This window comes from Tundrisphaera lichenicola (genome assembly GCF_051175385.1).
Classification (GTDB): Bacteria; Planctomycetota; Planctomycetia; order Isosphaerales; family Isosphaeraceae; genus Tundrisphaera; species Tundrisphaera lichenicola.
The window spans coordinates 3,807,309-3,824,062 of record NZ_CP195106.1; the positions used below are offsets into that span (position 1 = coordinate 3,807,309).

Here is a 16,754-nt window from a genome sequence, read left to right on the forward strand (position 1 = left end):
TCGCTCCTTGAGCCTGGTGGGCTTCCGCTTCTCGCCTCTCTCTGGTCCCATTGCGATCCGGCTCCGACGGTGTTCCGCGCCGTCGGGGCCGTGTCTCAATGCCGGCCCGGAGCCCAGGCCTGGGGATCCTCGCCGGCCCCGGCGGCGACGAGCTGGCCGTCGTCATGCGGCTCGGCTTGGTGCTGCCCCTCCTCGGGCGGGGGCGGGTCGCCGAACGCCTGGTTCTCGGCGACCTGCATGGCGTCCTCGAGCTTGGCCTTGAGGTAGCTCTTGAGTTCCTTCCGCATGGGGTCTCGCCAGCCTTCGAGCTGGTAGAGCCCGTGCAGGTGGGCCGAGAGCTTGCCCAGCGGGGCGCGGACCTGATCTCCCTTGGCCCCCCGGACGGTCGGGGCGGGCTCGCCGTTCTCCTCGGCCCAGCTCGCCATGTGGTTGGTGGCCCGGGGGGAGGACGTGACCTCGGCGGCTTCGAGGTTGTGCTCGACGAGGAAGGCCAGGAGCCGGGCGTTGACCCCCTCGACCTCCTTCTCGACGAGGGTGGCCCAGGTCCGGACGTCGAGCCCCCTGGCCCCGATCCGGTCCCCCTGGAACTTCACGGCCTCCTTGTCGTGGGCGGGCCTGGCCTGATCCTGGCCGGCGGGCTTGAAGGCTTCGTTGACCTGCGAGCGCGAGGATGTGGCCGGCGGCTCGCGACCCGGGCCGGTGGGTTGAGGAGTCTCGTCGCGGGCCTCCCGCTCGGCCCTGGTCTCGATCGGCCCGTCCTTGATGCCCAGCCGCTCGCGGACGTAATTCGGCATCCCGTCGCGGTACAGGTAACGCCCGACCCCGAACTTGACGGCGGCGCGCTTCAGGGCGTCGGAATAGATCGCCTTGCGTTTGATCCCGGCGTCCGGACCCTGGCCGATCCCGACGTCCCCCTTGGTGACTCTCGAGCCGTCCGGGAGCGTGATCGTGATCCGGCAGAACAGCTCTCCGTCGGGCATCTGCCGATAGCTCTCCTTCCAGTTCTCCGGCCCGAGGACGTCATCGAAGCGGTTCATGACGCCGCGCGAGGTCATGTAAGTCAGCATGTCGCCCCCGCGTCCCTTCTTCTTGCGGAGCGACTCCCTGGGCAGGGGCGCGGCCAGGGCCGCGAAGATCTCCGGGTACTTGGTCCCCTGGCTCATGATCCGGTCTCCCCGTTGAGGGCTTCCGGCCGGAAGATCCGGGGCCGGTCGGCGTGGTCGGGGACGATCCTCGACCCTTGCATCAGGCCGTGAACATTGAGGGCCGAGTGGTGCGTCCTGGCCTCGGCCTCGACCTCGGCCAGGCGGATCTCGACGGCGTTGCGGAACCATCCGGTCGAGATCTGGACTTCCTTGCGGGCGACGTGCCGGGCCCGGGCCTCGACCGATCGCCGGCGGTACAGGACGACGGCCAGGGCCGCGCCCGAGAGGGTGCACGAGAGGGCGATGCCCAGGGCCTGGGCGGCTTCGACGAGCGGGTTCATTTGCGGGACTCCTTCCCTAAACCGGTCTCGATCTGGCAGGTCTCCCGGGGCTCGGCCTTGCGGAAGAACGGGGTGACGTCGGGCTCCTCGCCCATCTGCTGGGCGTAGGCCTCGACGGCGGCGTTGATCGCCGCGATGGTCGGGGTCTTGTAGTCGAGCTGCTCGGGGGCGACGTCCTTGACGAACTCCAGGGCCTGGCCGGGGTCGGTGACCTGGCTGGAGCCCGCGCTCATCCGGAAGGCGACCTTGCCGTGGGGATACTTGGCCGTCCTGGATCTCCCCCCGGCCTGCTCGATGTCCTTGCGGGCCTGGGCCTCGATCTCGGCCCGGAAGCGATAGTCGATCCATCTCAGGCGGTTGGTCGGGTCCACCAGCATGGCGTCGAGGTTGGCGTTCATCGCCGCCCGCCTGGCCTCGATCGCCCGGATCCGGAGCTGCTCGGTCATCATCAGGCCGAGGACCCAATCGACCCCCTCGGCCGTGCAGATGGTGAAGGGGGCCTCGTCCTGGTGGCCGAGGACCTCGCCGGTGTCGGCGTCGTAGCGGTAGCCTTCCGGGTCGATCTCGATCCGGCGGGCCTGCTCGTCAGGCGGCGTGTTCTTCGTTCCGTTCTCGATCGCGGTTTCGCTTGCGGCGGGCATAGTGGAATTTCCCCTTCTTGGGCGGGTGATACGACGGGACGGGCGGCTCGACGATGGCCAGGCCCAGCTCGATCGGCCGCAGGGCGTTGCGCTTGCCGTGGGCCCGCTTCTTCCGGGCGTTCCGGCGTCTCTTGCTCATGGCGACGGGCCTCCTCCCCGGTCAGTTGGCCAGGACGGCCTCTCGCGATCGGGACTTCGCCCCGGCCCTGGCCCGGACGACGCCCCGGCGGGCCTCCCGCTTGATCTCCCGGGCGAGCCCGGCCATCCCCTGGGCCCCGAGGACGGCCAGGTCGATCCGCAGCGACCGGCGGAACTCGATCGCCCGGTCGAGCGCCCGGAGGAACCGCCCGCGGGCCCGGATCGTCTCGGCGACCCGCCAGGGCGGGGCCTCGTTGTAGAGCCCCGCCCGGAGGGCCAGGGCGGACTCGGCCGCGTAGAGCCGACGCTGGGTCAGGTCGATCCGGTTGAGGGTGACCCGGCGGCGAAACTCCCGATCGTCGTGGGGGCTCATGCGGGCACCGCGCTTTCCTCGGCCGGTGCCCAGGGGCTGTCGACGGGCATCTTCAGGGACGAGGCGTTGAGGATGCGTTGCTGTTCCCGGATGACGACCCACTTGGTGGGCCGCGAGTCGGGATGCTCTCGGAGGAGGTAGACCCGGCCGTTGCAGGTGCACTCCTGGACCCCGTTGAACTCCAGCAGGGCGACGGCCTCGGCCTGGCATCGCCGGACCCGTTCGTGCTGTTCACTGCTCAGGCGGGACAGCTCGTCGCGGATCTGGGAGTGCTCTCGCTTCATCTCCTCCAGGCGGTCCGTCTGGACCTTGAGGGCCGCGATGATGTCGTAAGCGTCTCTAATCTCGGGCATCGGTCGGGCTCCATCGGCGCGGACCCTGGGCGCGGACGGCGAACGTCGCCGCCCCGGCGAGATGTCCGGGCGAAACGTGGTGGTGAAATTAGGAAACGAGGGGGAATATCCGGCCTGGGTCGGCTAAGCCATTAGTGCCGGACGGTCAGGATGCGGCGGTCAAGGCCGTCTGTTCGACCAGATCCGGCTTGTTGAACCGCTCACAGAGGAGGACGTGGAGCATCCCTTGGATGGTGTATCCATTCTCCCTGGCGAGCCTGGATAGCTCGCGATGCAACTCGGGGTGGACCACGACAGGGCGCGGCTTATTAGGGTCCCTCCGGGTCGTCTTTCGAAGCGAGTTCATCTGGTCTCCCTCTCGGCTCCTCCGCTGCGGAGGCGATTAGTCTCTACAGCTAGAATCTATCTGCAATACAGATAGAAATCAACTGTTTCGCGAAAATTACTCCAGATACCTTTGCCTGCGTGGTTGCAAGTTGGGCAAGTTTTATGATTTATGGAAAAATGCAATTCCCGCAAAAGTTGGATTTCCTGATCGGTCTTCGTGGGACTAATCAGTCTCAGCTTTCGCGTAAGACGGGGATCTCCCAGTCCGCGATCAGCGAGATGACCAAGGGGAAGCGCCGCGTCTACATGGACCAGGCCTTCGAGTTGGCCCGGGCGTTGGGCGTCTCGCTCGATTATCTGGCCGACGACGCGCAGGAGGAGCCGCCCGCAATCGCCTCGACGAATTACGACGTTGTGATCAAGCGGCTGGTGGAAGTTATGGGAGAGGACGAGGCGATCCGGCGTCTTGCCGGCGTGAGCGTAGACGACGGAGGGCCGGCCGAATCGGCTCAGGAGGAACCGCCGGCCAATCCGGGCCGACGTGGCAAGACTGCTTGATCCCCATGTGGAGGTCTGCCCGTGGCAAATCTGGTCAAGGTCGGCGCGATCACCATCAACTTAGACCTGGTGACTCAGGTCCAGGAGAGGAACGAGGACTCGACGCATATTCTGTTCGTGGGGGGGACATCGACGGCCCTGGCCGGCCCGGCCTCTGCGGCGTTTCGTCACTACCTGAGCAGCCTTGTTATTGATCTGGAGATCGTGCCCCAGCAGCCTTCCGGCGAAAAGATCGATTCCAACGTGGACGAAGGCGGGCCTGACGTCGATGACGAACGAATGTGGGATACCCGGATTTGACCAGACATTAGTCGATGGATTGCCCCTGAGATCGGGTTCCCTTGAGGGTCAGCAAAGCCGCCTCTTCTCGGGTGACCGATTTCGCGATGATGACCAGACACCCATCGCTATAAGCGGAGCAGTTCCGACAGAGCTGGCAGCGACCCCGCCTTCCGCTGTCCCCAGGGCGCCAATGCCTCATGACCGCCGTGATCGTCACCCCGAGCACCTTGAGCGTCACGACCCTGGTCAGCAGCGGCAGCGGTTGATTCGTCGAGTGGCCTGTGACGATCTCGACCCGGTCCCGCTTCGTGGAGTTCCAGAGCTTCAGCATCATCTGCCCTCTCTTCTCGACAATAAAACTGTAGACCCTCGGATCTTCCCTGGGGATTCGGCCGGGCAACGTCGACATGAGAGGGGATAGAAAGATCGGCCAATCGGACTGTATCTGTGTTCACTACGACGTGCAACCATGTTGCATCAAATCTTCTCGATGCTTAAGAAGACAAGCTGAACCCGTTTTAAGGGAAAACGATGCCGATCAGCTTTCCTTGCATCGGCTGACGTTCATGCAAACGCAAACCACGTACGACCCACAATCGGAAGCCTTAAAATTGCCATGAACGATCAAACTCCTAGTAAAACCAAAGCTGAAGATTTTGACATTTCCGAATTTGATGAGATGATCCCCTTGGCGATAAAGCTACAAGATCGATGTAATACTGCGGGTATAAAAATAGAATTTTTTACAGATAAAGAGTTCATGTCCGGTCCTTACGCTGTGGTAACGTTAGAATCAGGAAGAAAAGAAAGAAAGCTTTCTCTGTCTTCCGAGAGTGAGTTCACCAAATTCCTTGGCGCGAAGTTCGAGTCGATCACACCTCTAGCGGGATACGAGGCTTTACTCAATCGAGATACACAGACAATCGAGGCCGCGATAACGAACCTGGGATCTAACCAGAGGAACTTGGTATATACATTGGCGGAGGGAGGAGACTTCAAGTCGGAAGCAACTGGAGATCGCAATCCCAGAAGTATCGTGATTAACGAAGGCACATCTTACGAACGCAGATTTGTTCCGTTGGTATTAAAAGATGCATTGGAAAAATACTCAATTACATTTTCGTATCCATCGGATGAGCTGCAGCTGCTACGTATGCGACGCACGAACAGCATGGTGAGCATGTCAATCCAGGGAATATCGACTGAGAGGCATGACGAAGCACTGAAGTTGCTCGAAACAATCTCGAATTCTATATTCTTTCAGATTTCCGTTTTAAGAAATGCGAACATTTCATTAGTGAAAACTATCGAGAATCACAGTAGAATTCGACGAAAGCACCTTGAAGACCCCGCCAGACCCCTCACTTTTCCCCGATTCGAATACGAAAAGGAAGTAATGTCCCTGTACTGGTACGCCAGCAGTGCAAGCCATTTGCCATTGCTGCAATATCTTGCCTATTATCAAGCAATGGAGTATGTGCTTCCTGTTCATTCCAAGCGACGAGTTGTTCGGAGCCTAAGAAACTTACTAAAAAACCCTTCGTTCAACCTGGATCGAGACGCTGACCTGGGAAAGCTTATTGCCGTTGCTACTCCTTCGGATAATCGAGGTTTCGGTGACGAGCGAACGCAACTGCGTGCCACAATCGACAACTGTGTAAATTTGGATAATTTAAAGTGGTTTATCGAATCGGATAATGAACGCAAATCGTACTTTCAAAGTAGAGTAAAATCGCTAAACTTGGATGGGTTGCAAATCGGGACTTTGGACAAGGATATTAGGAATGACGTTTCTGATCGCATTTATAGTATTAGGTGTAAAATTGTTCATACAAAATCGGGTTATGAATCCGGAGTTGAATTGCTCTTGCCATTCTCCGAAGAGGCTGCTTCTTTGGGCCATGAAATTGAGTTGATTCGCTTCGTCTGCACCCAAGTTATTGTTGCAAGCAGTAAAAGTCTCAGGCTGCCTTAGTTTGTAACTATTGGATATTCTTTCTTGGTTGGAGTAATGGGCTAGTAAGATTCTCATTTGTTATTCGGTCCACCGCTGAGATATTCTAAGAGAGCGTTGAACATGAGCAATTCCGGCGGATGCCTGACTTACCTCGGGGTCATGTTCGCTATCTCGGCGCTAGCGATTTGGGGTGCCGGACACGGAGCGTTGGCGGTCGTGCTCGGCGTGATATCGGTACTGGTCATCGTCCTGGGCAAGCTGGGTTCGGCGGGCGAATCATCCAGATCCGGCCCATCGTCGGACGGGGCGATGCTGAACGGCCCGGGGAAGTACGCGGTCGACGTTGTGGGCGAGTCGAATTACCTGGCGAACTTCGAACGGATCTTCGGCAAGCGAGGCGAAGACGGCGTGGACGAGACCGTCGAGGCCGGCCTGGTCCTGGAGGACTCGAATCCGAAGGACAACCAGGCCGTGAAGGTCGAGATCCAGGGCAGGACCGTCGGCTATCTGGACCGGAAGACCGCCAGGAGCTATCGGGAGAGGCTGGCCGAGATGAACATAGGTAAGCCCGCCCTGAGATGCTCGGCCCGCGTCCGAGGGGGATGGGACCGGGGCGTTTCGGATAAGGGGGACTTCGGGGTAAAGCTGGATCTGCCAACCTGATTAGCTAACGAAATGGCATTGGAGTAACCATTGGTTACAGAGCTAGCTTCTCATCGGAAATCTTGTCATGCATTGATGACTGCTTTTCAAGCGGTATTGGCGTGCGGAAATCCTCGAATTCACTTGAGATTGATTACCGCAAATCCGGAGGAGAACCCGGAATGGCCAGGCGACGAAATTTTGCTCGACATGAAATCGACGACGACGAGATGCCCCAAACGGTAGCAAATTACCTTATCAAAATGCCAAAGGTTTTAATTGATGATTGTGTTCTGGTTGATTTCAGGCCAGGAATGAAAGTTGAAGTGAACTTTCGCGGCGAGGAGGATCACCGCGAGACTTTTCGATTCATGATCGATCGCTACGAGAAAGACCCGCGACACGCAAAATATGAGCTAATGACAAGAAGAAATGTAGTTTTGCTCAGGTTGGAATATCGAGCTTCGAGACACCAGAACCCTGATGGGGCCCTGGTGGATTGTCCGCACCTTCACACTTATCGTGAGGGATATTCCGATCGATGGGCAGAGCCTGTCTCAGATCGGTTCGGCGATCCACAGAAATTGCTAGCGTGCCTTCGCGGATTTTTGGGATACTGTAACCTGGTACAGTTCCCCAAGCTTCGAGAGGAAAGGGGGTTCTTCTCATGAAAATCGACGTGAAGGATCTTCTGAAAACCTACTTGGAGTGGTTGGGTACGCAAGCGAGCCAGGAGCAATTGGACGGCGGGTGGAGTTCAATCACACTTCCGTATCTCGATCGTCACAATGATTATCTGCAGGTCTTTATTCGAGAGGAGTTCGAAGGAGTACGAATCACGGATGATGGGCGGATCATTCGAGATTTGGCTAATATCGGCTGCGATCTGAAAGCCGTCGGTACCAAGCGCAGAAGGTTGGCATCAACGATTCTAAGAGGCATGGGACTAGACATCGACGCCATCGACACTGGCGAAATCACCACCAATGCTGTGAATGGAGATTTCGCGGGAAAATTGCACTCGGTTCTAATGTCGATGATGGCCATTGATGGGCTCGCTGTAGCCTCCCCTCCCAATATCGCTGCTATCTTCAAAGATGATGTCGTTGATTGGTTGAGAGCCCTTAACATCGATTTCCAGGATGGAGCAACTTATCGCGGACATTCTGGGAATAATCACAAATTCGACTTTTTGGTGCGATCGAAAACCGAAGGCCCCTCCAAGATTCTACAGGTTCTTAGTAAGCCAGACCGGATGCACGTACAAAGCTTTACATACGAAGTCATCGATACCTTGCAAGCTGTACAAGGTGTTCCTCCTGACTTCTTCGCTCTATACAGTGACAGTCAACCTCTGCCTCAGCATCTCAGGAATGCGCTCTACTCTCATAGGATCGAGCCAGTTCAATGGTCCGAGCGGGATGCCTTACGCCGAAGGATTGAGAGCAATTAATTCGTGCCCCTCTTGTTCGCCACCACCGCCTGCGATCGCCTCCGACCGAGGAGGGATCGCCGATGACGCCTCATGAGGAATTGGCCCTGGCCGAGCACGTGAAGGTCGAGCTGATCCGGCTCCTGGAGCTGGTCGAGCAGGCCGAGAAGAACGGCGGCCGGCCGGGTATGATGCCGTCGGAGCCCGTGCTCCGCCACGCCCGGCTGGCCGATGAGCGGCTCGACGCGCTGATCCGGGCGCTGTCCGGCGGGCGGCCCGATGGGGCCGAGGCGGGCTGAGTGGTGTGACGGGTGCTCAAGATCGGAATTAGCACGGGAGTCGCGAGATGCAAGGTAACGAGCAGGAAGGGAAGAAGGCCGAGCTGCTTTCCCGTATCGACCGGCTGAGGGAGCTGCTGAGCGAGGACGCCCCCGCGTCCGCCCTGACTGAGGCGTTCGATGAGGTCGGGCGTTCCCTGGACGGCTACACCCGGCCGGGCCGGGCCGACGGGGACATGCAGACTCCGGCGGGAGAGGGCGAGGCGCCGCCAGGGCTGTGACAGTCCGGCCGGCGAATCTCGCGATGACGATGATGCGAAAACGCCACTTCGCTATTACCGCCCGGGAACGTCCCCGCATCTCTCCCGACGACCTGCCCGACGGGCTCGGCGTGCTTTCCGACCCCGGGTCCCGCACGGCCATCGGGATCGCCCCGCCCGCCAGCATCGCTGCATCCATTGGGCTTGCCTCTCGCGATGACATCTTGTTCAATGGCCGCAATCGGGCGATTGCTTATTTTGTCCGATCCATGGGCGGCCCTCCCCCCCGGGCCGCATCCTTCCTTCTCTCCGGGAGGTGAGTCTTGCCGCGTCGATATGCCGTGTTGCTGCTGGTCGGGCTGGTGGGATGCTCGGGGGGCAAGTCCACCGAAGAGCTGATCGCCGAGGATGTCAAGGCTCGCGGGCTGATCAAGCCCCCGCCCCAGGCCACCCCCGCCCCGGCGGCCTCCGAGTTCAAGCCTTACGACTCTCCCGACGGCCGCTTCCGGGTCAACTTCCCCGGGGAGCCGAGATTCGTGGACCACGGGCCCTCCAAGCCCGAACACCGGACCGGGATGCAATCCTACATCGTGCTGCGCCAGCCGAGGCAATACTCGATCCTGCGGGCCGAGAACGAGGAGGCTCCCGAGCCGGCCGCCGAGCTCCAGCGGCTGAGCGATAACTACCTCCGGCGTTCGCTGGATGGGGAGATCACCAGCTCGGAGGACCTCTCCGTCGGGGGCAGGCCCGCCCGGGAGATCGTCGTGGCCGACATCGAGAAGACCAGGCGGGCCCGGTTCGTGGTCGACGGCAAGGACGTCTACCAGGTCACCGTCGACGTGCCCGAGGGGGAGGCCGGCGACGAGACCGACAAGGCTTTCGTCGCGTCGTTCGAGCTGCTGAAGAAGTGACCTCCCGGGCCGGGCGGCCCCGACCGGAGTCGCCCGGCCGTGCCGGCCCCGCACCCCGTTGCCCCTCGCGCGGTGATGCCGGCCGGCGCGTCGAGGGCCTTCGATCCGGGAGAGGCGACCGCAAGGGCTCGCGACCGGGCGAGCGGGTCGGCCGTGCCGGCCGGGCATGAGGAATGGGCCCGGCGGCGTCGAGGATGGCCCGCCGGGGTGAGCCCCCCGGAGCTACCGATTGGCGTGCTATTACTCCACCACCTCCTGCGATCGCCCCCGCATCGCCCCCGGCGACCTGCCCGGCGCGATCGGCGTGGTCTCCGACCCCGACGCCCGGATGGCCATCGGGATCGCCTACGAGGCCGGGCACGTCGGCGGCTGGCGGCACGACTTCGACCGGTGGCCGATCGCGTCGGAGTACCTCGGCAAGCCCGAGGCCGCCTGGCGGCTGGTGATCGGCAAGGAGGAGCTGGAGGGGCGGTTCGTGCTGCGATCGGGGGAGTTCGTCGAGCTGGCCGAGGACGCGATCTGACACTCCGGGACGCCCCCCATGCCCCTCCCCCGACTCACGACCCGCCGGCTGATGGCGATCGTCGCGGCCCTGGCCCTCGCCCTGGGCGCGGTCGCCTGGCTGGATCGGAGGTCCCGGCGCTTCGCCGAGCTGGACCGGTACCACCTGGAACGCTGGCTCGTCCACATGAACGACGCGAGCCAGGCCGGGCAGCTCCTGGCGGAATACCACTCCCGCCAGGCCCGGCGGCATCGCCGGGTCGCCGAGAGTCCCTGGCTGCCCCTGGAATCCGAACGGCCCTGACCGGGTCCGCCGATCCGCCCGGGGATGTCGGCCACCTGCATTGCTACTTCGAAGAGGATCGGCCCGTCGTCCGGAGTTCGGGCCTCGCCCCGCCTCGGGCGATGACGGCGACCGGGTCTCCTGCCCCCACCAGGTAGATGCCGATCTCTCGGGGACGGGAGGGATTCCCCGAAGGGTTCAGCCTCTGCTCGACGGGGGCGGGCGCATACTGCGGCATGCGGTTGCGGCGCATCGGGTCATACTCCACTGATCTCGATCTTCGAGAGGTACCACGCGGCGTCGCGTGGCTCGGCGTTTGGTCCGCCTTGCATTCATCATATGACGCAGAACCCGATCTTGCCAACTTTTGAACTTAAATAAACCGCAGCTCCTCCGCCTCGCGGAATCGCCGGGGGCGGCTGGCGTCCCGGCCTCACGCCCCCCGGGGGCACGCGATGCATTCCCGGAGCGTGACTCGGCCCGGGATGGCCCCCCTTCCCGCCCGGCACTCGGAGAGTTCCCGGCCTGCGCATCCGCAATCGTCCTGCATCGAGAGGGGCAAGACCCCGCCCCGGTCCGGGCAGGCGGCGACCCGGGCCAGCTTCGCGGCCGGGTTGCTCCCGACATCCCGGATCAGCTCGCCCCACTCGCGGCCGAATCGGGCGGGGTCGAGATGGATCCTGGCCCATTCCTTCGACCCCGGCATCGGGCCGGACTCGAACGCGAGCATCACGGCCTCGGCGATTTCCCGGCCGGAGGCCTCCGGAGGGATGACCCTCGCCAGTCCCGGGTGCATCGCGGCCAGCCCCACCGGCCTGGCGACGACGGGCAGGCCCGCCGCGAGGGCCTCGCCGATCGAATAGCCGAACGTCTCGAATCGGGAGGGGACGATCAGCACGTCCAGTGCCCCCATCACCGACCCGGCGTCGAGGTCGACCGGGACGACGCGGAGCCGGTCCACCCCCGCCAGTGAAGGGGCCAGGGGCCCCTCGCCGATCGCCACGCCGTGCCATCCCTCGGGCAGGTGCGGCATCATCCGGGCCATCGCGTCGGGGGCCTTCTCGCGGGCGAACCGCCCGAGGAAGCCCACCAGACGGGCGTCCTCGGGGACACCCCAGGACTCCCTCATCTCGCGTCGGCCCCTCGTCGGCCGGATCCGGTCGGGGTCGATCGCATTCCCGATGACCCGGGCCCGCTCGCGGGCGAAGTCGGGCAGCCCTTCCAGGGCGATCGGGGAGACCCCGACGAACTGATCGACCTGCGCGAGCATCGCGGCCGTCGAGGGCCTCCAGCCCGGGCTCGCGGGCAGGTGGAGGATCTGGATGACCCTGGGCCGGGGCGAGACCCCTCCGAGGAATCCTCCCACGTCGAACACCGCCCACGAGATCAGCAGGTCCACCGCCCCGGCGAGCGTCAGGGCGGCGTCCCGGCCGTACCCGATCGGCATCCGCTCGCCGAGGGCCCGGGCCATTTCGGGCGAGCGGGGGCCGGCGTCGTCCATCACGACCAGCCCGGCCCAATGGACCTCCCGGGCCGGGACGTGGCGGGCGAGTTCCAGCATGTGGACTTCCGCCCCCCCCGCCCCGATCCCCGGCGCGAGCAACCCGACGCGGGTCCGCCCCCCGCCCGGGTCGTCCCGAGGGCGGAATCCCCCGGCGAGGTTGGCCATGATCGCGGCCTGTTCCCGGTGCGGCGTCCGGGACCATGCCAGGAGCCTCTCGCGAAATGCGGCCATGCCATCGGTCATCGGTTCAGTTCCCCGCGATCAGGTCCCAGATCGACGCGAGCCGGTCGGCGATGGCCTGGGAGGTCGAGGTCTCGGTGATCGACAGGTCGGCGAGCACGGCCTGGGCCATCCTCACTTGCGCCCCGATGTCGGAGGATTGGGCGAGCCACACGCTCGCCTTGCTGACCCGGTTGGCGTTCCCCGTCGTGGTCGGGTCCTCGGCCAGGACGGCGAAGGCGACCATGATGGCGATGTGCGTTACCCGCTGGTAGAAGGCGGGCAGGTACGTGAGGGCGGCGGCGGTGGCCTCGGCCCCGTTGCCGATCGTGATGAGTCCGGACGTGACGGCGGCGGGCATGATGTTTCCTTTCGTTTGGAGAGCTGTCAGCTCGTGATATCGACGTTGCAAGACAGGTCGGAGCCGGGGAATGGCTGGCCGTTCGTGATTTCGAACGGCGAGCAGGTGTTCCCGGGGAGGCCCATAATCCAGGTGTAGAGCACCCCGTCCCGGTAGGGGCTGCCGAAGGGGGAAGTCTCGTAAACCCTCGTGATGCTGATCTGGTTGTACTGGCAGGTCAGGAAGTAGCGGAACATCGCCCCGCCGGAGACCGGATCGGGGAACGACTCGACCGAGAGGAACGAGTTCGTCCCCAGGTTCAGGGCGGCGTACCCGGCCGGCGTCGGCCCGTACTGGATCGTGCAGGACTGGAACATCCGGTAGTTGCACGCCTCGTCGAAGGAGGTCATCGTGAGCGTGGCCGGGATGGTCGTGCAGCTGCAATTGGGGATGGTCCCGAAATCGGAGTACCCGCGAGTCACGCCCGACAGCTCGGCCACCCATCGGTACGGGACGTGGCGGACAACCAGGTTGTCCCCGACCTGGGGGACCCCCGGGCCGAGGAGATAGACCGGGATCGAGGCGGGCGAGGCGACCGAGATGGTCGCCGAGGCCCCCGCCGCCTCGTCGCCGATCACGTCCATCGGCCGGACCAGGATGAACTTGCCGACCTCGGGGCTGACGCTGATATTCTGGCCGACGAACGCGGGGGAGCCGCCCGGGGCCGACGAGGGGGTCGTCGGCTTCGAGGCCTCGCGTCGGAGCCGGAGCCGCCAGAGGTCGTCGAGGTTCACGGCGTGGGGGTCTCCGGTGCCGGAGGAGGCCCGGAGATCAAGGTGGGCGGGCCGGTCGTTTCTTCCCTGGGCTGTGCGTGCTTGGCGGCCAGGGATCGGAACAAGGCCCGCTTCCGGGCGGCGGCGGCCGACTCGATGTACTTGCCGGCGGGGATCGCCCGCCCGGTCGCCACGAGTTGCTCCAGGACGTGGGCCCGCAGGGGGGTCGGGACGCTCGACGGGTCGATCCCGTTGGCGATCAGGGCCGAGGCCGCCCAGGTCGTGTAGGTCCGGCGGGACTGCTCGGGGCCGAAGAGGGCCTCCATCACGGCCGGGACCAGGACTTCGGCCTCGGCGCCCGCCAGGAGCCCGACCAGCTCGGAGGGGGCCAGCTCGTAATTGGCGAGCAGGAGCGAGAAGGCCGCCTCGTTGACGTCGCCCATCTCGACCTGCTCGGTGAGCCGGGCCGAGTCGTCGATCCGGTCGCGGATCGCGTCGAGGTGGTTCAGCAGGCCCCCGTCGGCCAGGAGCCAGGCCCGGCCGTCGGAGAGCGTGACGGGGGTGCCGTCGCAGCCCTCGCGGGCGCAGTCCTCGGGCTTCGGCCGGTCGTCTTGCGGTTTAGCCGTCATAGCGGAATACCCACCTGTAGCTGACGAAGGTGCAGAGCACGTCGGTCCCGATCGGCGGGACGGCCGATCCCAGGTTGATCGCGAAGAAGTGGAAGCCGGCGTCGTCCAGGACGCCGGGGGAGCCCTCGGACTCGTCGCCGGTGAGGTCCTGGGCCTGGAGCTTGAAGACGGCCCCGGGGTCGGTCCCGACCGGGGAGAGGACCTGGCCGACGAGGCAAGGGGCCCCGCCGCCGGCATCGCCCCGCGGGGAGGAGGCCTCGCGCTCGGCGCGGGCCTGGCGTTCCCGGAGCCGCCGGGCGTCGTCGTATTCAGAGTCCATCGCGGCGCCTCCGGAGCTTCCGGGAGTAGCGTCGGCGGTCGGTCCCCGCGTCCGAGGTCTCGATCGTGGTCGACTGCGAGTCGCCCGAGAACTCGAACCGGCGGGCCACGACGACCGGATAGATGGGGTCGCCGGTCCCCGCGTCGGTCCGGAAGCCCAGGCCTCGCCCCTCGATCGACGCGATCCGGTCGCCGATCTTGTAATACCGGGTCAGGCGGGGGATGACGACCGGCCCCTCCAGGACCCCGGCCTCGGTCGCCGTCCGGATCGCCAGGGCCTCGGCGTCGGCCCGGGGCTTGTCGTCGCGGGCCACAATCGGGTCGGTGCCCGAGATGATCCCTCCGGAGCCGTCAGGGCCCGAGGGCCTGTTGAAATCGCTCGGCGAGTGGACGGTCTCGTTGCGATACCGATCGCTCGCGTCCACGAGCCGCTCGATGATTTGGGGTAGCGGACTGTCGTCCGTCCGCTCGGCCAGGCCTTCGACGCACTTATCCCCCTCGATCACGCAGGTGAGCCTGATGTGAAACCTCGTCGCGCCGGCCTTCGACTGGCGTTCGACCCCGTTGACGACCCCGGAGGGGAATGGCGTGTCAGATGATTTCTTCGGGCCGATCTCCCATTTGTTAGGATTCGTATCGGTCAGCTCGATCCCGAGGCGGTCCGGCAATAGTCTCCAGGTCGTCGTCGTCACCGGCTGCCAGGTCCCCGTCCCGTCCCACACGCCAGGCTTCGCGCCGGCATAGTCGGTCGAGATCGCCAGGCGGGCCCGGTAGGGCTTCCCTTTCTCGTCGCGAGTGATCAGCTCGCCGATCCCCGGCCGCCGCCGACGGACGTACTGGGGCTTCGATTCGACCGGCGCCCCGAGGATGGCGTCCAGGCTCGGGGGCGTGTCGACCGTGGTCGAGGTCGCGAAATCCCAGTGCCCTTCGCCGGTCTCGTCGAAGACATAGAGCCTGTATTTGTCCCGATTGCCGGAATCGAAGCCGTCATCCGACGACTCGAACTCCTTGATCGCGCCCGTACTAGCGGAGTCGGCAGGGGCCGGAGCAAACCCCGGTGCCAGGACGAAGCCGGCCTCGTGGCGATCGAGGCCCCCTTTGACGATCCACTGGTTGGCGACCTCGGAGACGTCCCGGTGCAGGCTGCTCGCGTTGAAGTTGAACAGGGTCGGGTCGAAGGGCGTCCCGCGCGAGCCCAGGTAGAGGTGCTTGACGTCGCCCCCTTGCTGCTTGAAGAGGACCAGGTCGGTCCGGGGCTTGCCGTCCTCGGTGGCCAGCTCGAACTTCATCCCGAAGCCGACCTCGCGGATCAGCGAGTAGACGGTCCCGGGCAGGTCCTTGCCGGTGACGGGCAGGTCGGGCACCACGATCGGGTCGCCGTCGGGGTCCACGAGCAGGGCGTCGAGGGTCGCGCCGTCGGGGTTGATCACGTAAGTTTCGTCGGGGTTCTCCAGGAAGAGGAGGTAGCGGATCGCCTTGGGCAGCGTCCAGAAGCTGGGCAGCACCTCATCGCGGAGGACAAGCGGGTCGAAGAACGTCGGATAGCGGCTGTCGATCGACCCGGATATCGTACCGGCCATCTCTGCATCCTCCACGATGCAGTTCGGCAGGCCATCGGGGTTGAAGTGGGCCACCAGGTCGGTCTCGACGTCATTGACGGTGACAGGGTCGATCGAGTCCCGGAAGGAGGCGCCGCCGATCGGGGCGTCCCAGAGCCTCCAGGCGATCCCGATGGCCGAGATCGTGGCCTCCTCGACCTCGGGCTCCAGGCCCAGGCCGAAGTCGACGGCGATCCCGTCGAAGAGATCCTCGGTCGAGCCGTCGGGCAAGGTCGCCCGGACCACCAGGCGGTCCCCCGCGTTGACCGCCAGGGCCCCGGCGAATCCGGTCCCGAGGGCCTCCTCGATCGAGGCCGGGGCCCCTTCCAGGCCCGAGGCCAGGTTGTAGCGGAACCCGGCCCGGCCGGGGTCGGTCCCCTCGCGTTCCTCGATCCAGAGGCACTGGACGTTGGGGAGGGGTTCGAAGGTGGAATCGCCGTCGAAGCGGGAGACGGCCACCGGGATGGCCGGACGGACGGCCGGGATCTTGCCGTCCCCGTCGGGGGCCGGGAGCCAGGGGTCGTCGAGAAGGGGCATCGTCGCCTCGTCGGGTTCGGGTCAGGTGATGTGCAGGAACTCGGCGACGTATCGCTGGGCCAGGCCGTTATTCGCCGTGTTGTAGATCCGGCCGACCGGCTGGAACCTCGTCAGGATGACCCCGGTCCAGGCGGTGTCCAGGGTGTCGACCAGCGTGTAGGCCCCGCCGTCGACCTGGAGGGCCCGGAAGGTCTGCACGGCCGAGGCCAGGCCCGCCGCCGAGGAGGCGACGATGGCCCCCTCGACGAACGTCGCCCCGCCCCGAGACCCGTGGTCGATCACCTCCAGGCCGTTCGCCCCGGGGTAGGTGTTGACCTGGCGGGCCTTGGGGTTGGCCGAGACGGGCATCGAGAAGATCAGCCCGAGGCTGATCGCGTTGTAGCTGGCCATGCGCGGCTCCCCGGACTCGGCCCC

At 64.4% G+C, this 16,754-nt stretch carries 27 protein-coding genes; 11 read left to right on the forward strand and 16 right to left on the reverse strand.

Annotated elements, in window-relative coordinates:
* Positions 1-95: 95 nt before the first annotated feature.
* The 7 genes from P12x_RS15115 to P12x_RS15145 all read right to left on the reverse strand — a co-directional run bounded on the left by P12x_RS15115 (position 96) and on the right by P12x_RS15145 (position 3,337).
* Positions 96-1,163: a Rad52/Rad22 family DNA repair protein gene (locus P12x_RS15115; protein ID WP_435005130.1), complete on the reverse strand. Its 1,068-nt coding sequence runs from the start codon at positions 1,161-1,163 to the stop codon at positions 96-98.
* Complete coding sequence (locus P12x_RS15120) at positions 1,160-1,486, reverse strand: hypothetical protein (protein ID WP_435005131.1); 327 nt, start codon at positions 1,484-1,486, stop codon at positions 1,160-1,162. Before P12x_RS15120 ends, P12x_RS15115 begins: the two co-directional genes overlap by 4 nt.
* The gene (locus P12x_RS15125) at positions 1,483-2,127 is read right to left on the reverse strand and encodes a hypothetical protein (protein ID WP_435005132.1); all 645 of its coding nucleotides are present in this window, start codon (positions 2,125-2,127) and stop codon (positions 1,483-1,485) included. The genes P12x_RS15120 and P12x_RS15125 overlap by 4 nt, the downstream gene beginning before the upstream one ends.
* Positions 2,072-2,266 carry a hypothetical protein gene (locus tag P12x_RS15130; protein WP_435005133.1) on the reverse strand — a complete coding sequence of 65 codons (195 nt, stop codon included), beginning with the start codon at positions 2,264-2,266 and terminating at the stop codon, positions 2,072-2,074. The genes P12x_RS15125 and P12x_RS15130 overlap by 56 nt, the downstream gene beginning before the upstream one ends.
* Positions 2,267-2,287: 21 nt before the next feature.
* A complete protein-coding gene (locus P12x_RS15135) occupies positions 2,288-2,638 on the reverse strand; it encodes a hypothetical protein (RefSeq protein ID WP_435005134.1) in 351 nt (116 codons plus the stop codon).
* A complete protein-coding gene (locus tag P12x_RS15140; RefSeq protein WP_435005135.1) occupies positions 2,635-2,991 on the reverse strand; it encodes a hypothetical protein in 357 nt (118 codons plus the stop codon). The genes P12x_RS15135 and P12x_RS15140 overlap by 4 nt, the downstream gene beginning before the upstream one ends.
* A gap of 145 nt (positions 2,992-3,136) precedes the next feature.
* Positions 3,137-3,337 carry a hypothetical protein gene (locus P12x_RS15145; RefSeq protein WP_435005136.1) on the reverse strand — a complete coding sequence of 67 codons (201 nt, stop codon included), beginning with the start codon at positions 3,335-3,337 and terminating at the stop codon, positions 3,137-3,139.
* Positions 3,338-3,495: 158 nt separating this feature from the next.
* Between P12x_RS15145 and P12x_RS15150 the strand changes: the two genes are divergently transcribed.
* The gene (locus P12x_RS15150; protein ID WP_435005137.1) at positions 3,496-3,876 is read left to right on the forward strand and encodes a helix-turn-helix domain-containing protein; all 381 of its coding nucleotides are present in this window, start codon (positions 3,496-3,498) and stop codon (positions 3,874-3,876) included.
* A 21-nt stretch (positions 3,877-3,897) separates the two neighbouring features.
* Complete coding sequence (locus P12x_RS15155; protein ID WP_435005138.1) at positions 3,898-4,176, forward strand: hypothetical protein; 279 nt, start codon at positions 3,898-3,900, stop codon at positions 4,174-4,176.
* A 7-nt stretch (positions 4,177-4,183) separates the two neighbouring features.
* On the opposite strand, the gene P12x_RS15160 is transcribed toward P12x_RS15155, so the two are convergent.
* Complete coding sequence (locus P12x_RS15160; RefSeq protein WP_435005139.1) at positions 4,184-4,492, reverse strand: hypothetical protein; 309 nt, start codon at positions 4,490-4,492, stop codon at positions 4,184-4,186.
* A 282-nt stretch (positions 4,493-4,774) separates the two neighbouring features.
* Between P12x_RS15160 and P12x_RS15165 the strand changes: the two genes are divergently transcribed.
* The 9 genes from P12x_RS15165 to P12x_RS15205 all read left to right on the forward strand — a co-directional run bounded on the left by P12x_RS15165 (position 4,775) and on the right by P12x_RS15205 (position 10,443).
* A complete protein-coding gene (locus P12x_RS15165) occupies positions 4,775-6,133 on the forward strand; it encodes a hypothetical protein (RefSeq protein WP_435005140.1) in 1,359 nt (452 codons plus the stop codon).
* A 102-nt stretch (positions 6,134-6,235) separates the two neighbouring features.
* The gene (locus P12x_RS15170; RefSeq protein WP_435005141.1) at positions 6,236-6,778 is read left to right on the forward strand and encodes a hypothetical protein; all 543 of its coding nucleotides are present in this window, start codon (positions 6,236-6,238) and stop codon (positions 6,776-6,778) included.
* 209 nt (positions 6,779-6,987) lie between these two features.
* On the forward strand, positions 6,988-7,428 hold the full coding sequence (locus tag P12x_RS15175) for a DUF6978 family protein (RefSeq protein ID WP_435011671.1): 441 nt from the start codon (positions 6,988-6,990) through the stop codon (positions 7,426-7,428).
* A complete protein-coding gene (locus tag P12x_RS15180; protein ID WP_435005142.1) occupies positions 7,425-8,210 on the forward strand; it encodes a DUF1828 domain-containing protein in 786 nt (261 codons plus the stop codon). The genes P12x_RS15175 and P12x_RS15180 overlap by 4 nt, the downstream gene beginning before the upstream one ends.
* Before the next feature lie 62 nt (positions 8,211-8,272).
* Positions 8,273-8,488 carry a hypothetical protein gene (locus P12x_RS15185; protein ID WP_435005143.1) on the forward strand — a complete coding sequence of 72 codons (216 nt, stop codon included), beginning with the start codon at positions 8,273-8,275 and terminating at the stop codon, positions 8,486-8,488.
* A 47-nt stretch (positions 8,489-8,535) separates the two neighbouring features.
* A complete protein-coding gene (locus P12x_RS15190; RefSeq protein ID WP_435005144.1) occupies positions 8,536-8,748 on the forward strand; it encodes a hypothetical protein in 213 nt (70 codons plus the stop codon).
* 302 nt (positions 8,749-9,050) lie between these two features.
* Positions 9,051-9,638 (forward strand): hypothetical protein, encoded by a 588-nt coding sequence (locus tag P12x_RS15195; RefSeq protein WP_435005145.1) that lies wholly within the window; start codon positions 9,051-9,053, stop codon positions 9,636-9,638.
* Positions 9,639-9,867: 229 nt separating this feature from the next.
* Positions 9,868-10,161, forward strand: a complete 294-nt coding sequence (locus P12x_RS15200; protein ID WP_435005146.1) for a hypothetical protein — start codon at positions 9,868-9,870, stop codon at positions 10,159-10,161.
* A gap of 18 nt (positions 10,162-10,179) precedes the next feature.
* A complete protein-coding gene (locus P12x_RS15205) occupies positions 10,180-10,443 on the forward strand; it encodes a hypothetical protein (RefSeq protein ID WP_435005147.1) in 264 nt (87 codons plus the stop codon).
* A gap of 43 nt (positions 10,444-10,486) precedes the next feature.
* Here the strand turns inward: P12x_RS15205 and P12x_RS15210 are convergent, their stop codons facing one another.
* From P12x_RS15210 to P12x_RS15245, 8 genes are all read right to left on the reverse strand, one after another.
* Positions 10,487-10,675, reverse strand: a complete 189-nt coding sequence (locus tag P12x_RS15210) for a hypothetical protein (RefSeq protein ID WP_435005148.1) — start codon at positions 10,673-10,675, stop codon at positions 10,487-10,489.
* Positions 10,676-10,855: 180 nt separating this feature from the next.
* Positions 10,856-12,169 carry a glycosyltransferase gene (locus P12x_RS15215; RefSeq protein WP_435005149.1) on the reverse strand — a complete coding sequence of 438 codons (1,314 nt, stop codon included), beginning with the start codon at positions 12,167-12,169 and terminating at the stop codon, positions 10,856-10,858.
* Between the two features lie 4 nt (positions 12,170-12,173).
* On the reverse strand, positions 12,174-12,506 hold the full coding sequence (locus tag P12x_RS15220) for a hypothetical protein (protein WP_435005150.1): 333 nt from the start codon (positions 12,504-12,506) through the stop codon (positions 12,174-12,176).
* Positions 12,507-12,532: 26 nt separating this feature from the next.
* Entirely contained in the window at positions 12,533-13,279 is a 747-nt protein-coding gene (locus tag P12x_RS15225; RefSeq protein ID WP_435005151.1) for a hypothetical protein, read from the reverse strand.
* Complete coding sequence (locus P12x_RS15230) at positions 13,276-13,887, reverse strand: hypothetical protein (RefSeq protein WP_435005152.1); 612 nt, start codon at positions 13,885-13,887, stop codon at positions 13,276-13,278. Before P12x_RS15230 ends, P12x_RS15225 begins: the two co-directional genes overlap by 4 nt.
* On the reverse strand, positions 13,877-14,206 hold the full coding sequence (locus P12x_RS15235; protein ID WP_435005153.1) for a hypothetical protein: 330 nt from the start codon (positions 14,204-14,206) through the stop codon (positions 13,877-13,879). Before P12x_RS15235 ends, P12x_RS15230 begins: the two co-directional genes overlap by 11 nt.
* A complete protein-coding gene (locus P12x_RS15240; protein ID WP_435005154.1) occupies positions 14,196-16,340 on the reverse strand; it encodes a hypothetical protein in 2,145 nt (714 codons plus the stop codon). Before P12x_RS15240 ends, P12x_RS15235 begins: the two co-directional genes overlap by 11 nt.
* 21 nt (positions 16,341-16,361) lie before the next feature.
* Positions 16,362-16,730 carry a hypothetical protein gene (locus P12x_RS15245; protein WP_435005155.1) on the reverse strand — a complete coding sequence of 123 codons (369 nt, stop codon included), beginning with the start codon at positions 16,728-16,730 and terminating at the stop codon, positions 16,362-16,364.
* Positions 16,731-16,754: the final 24 nt, after the last annotated feature.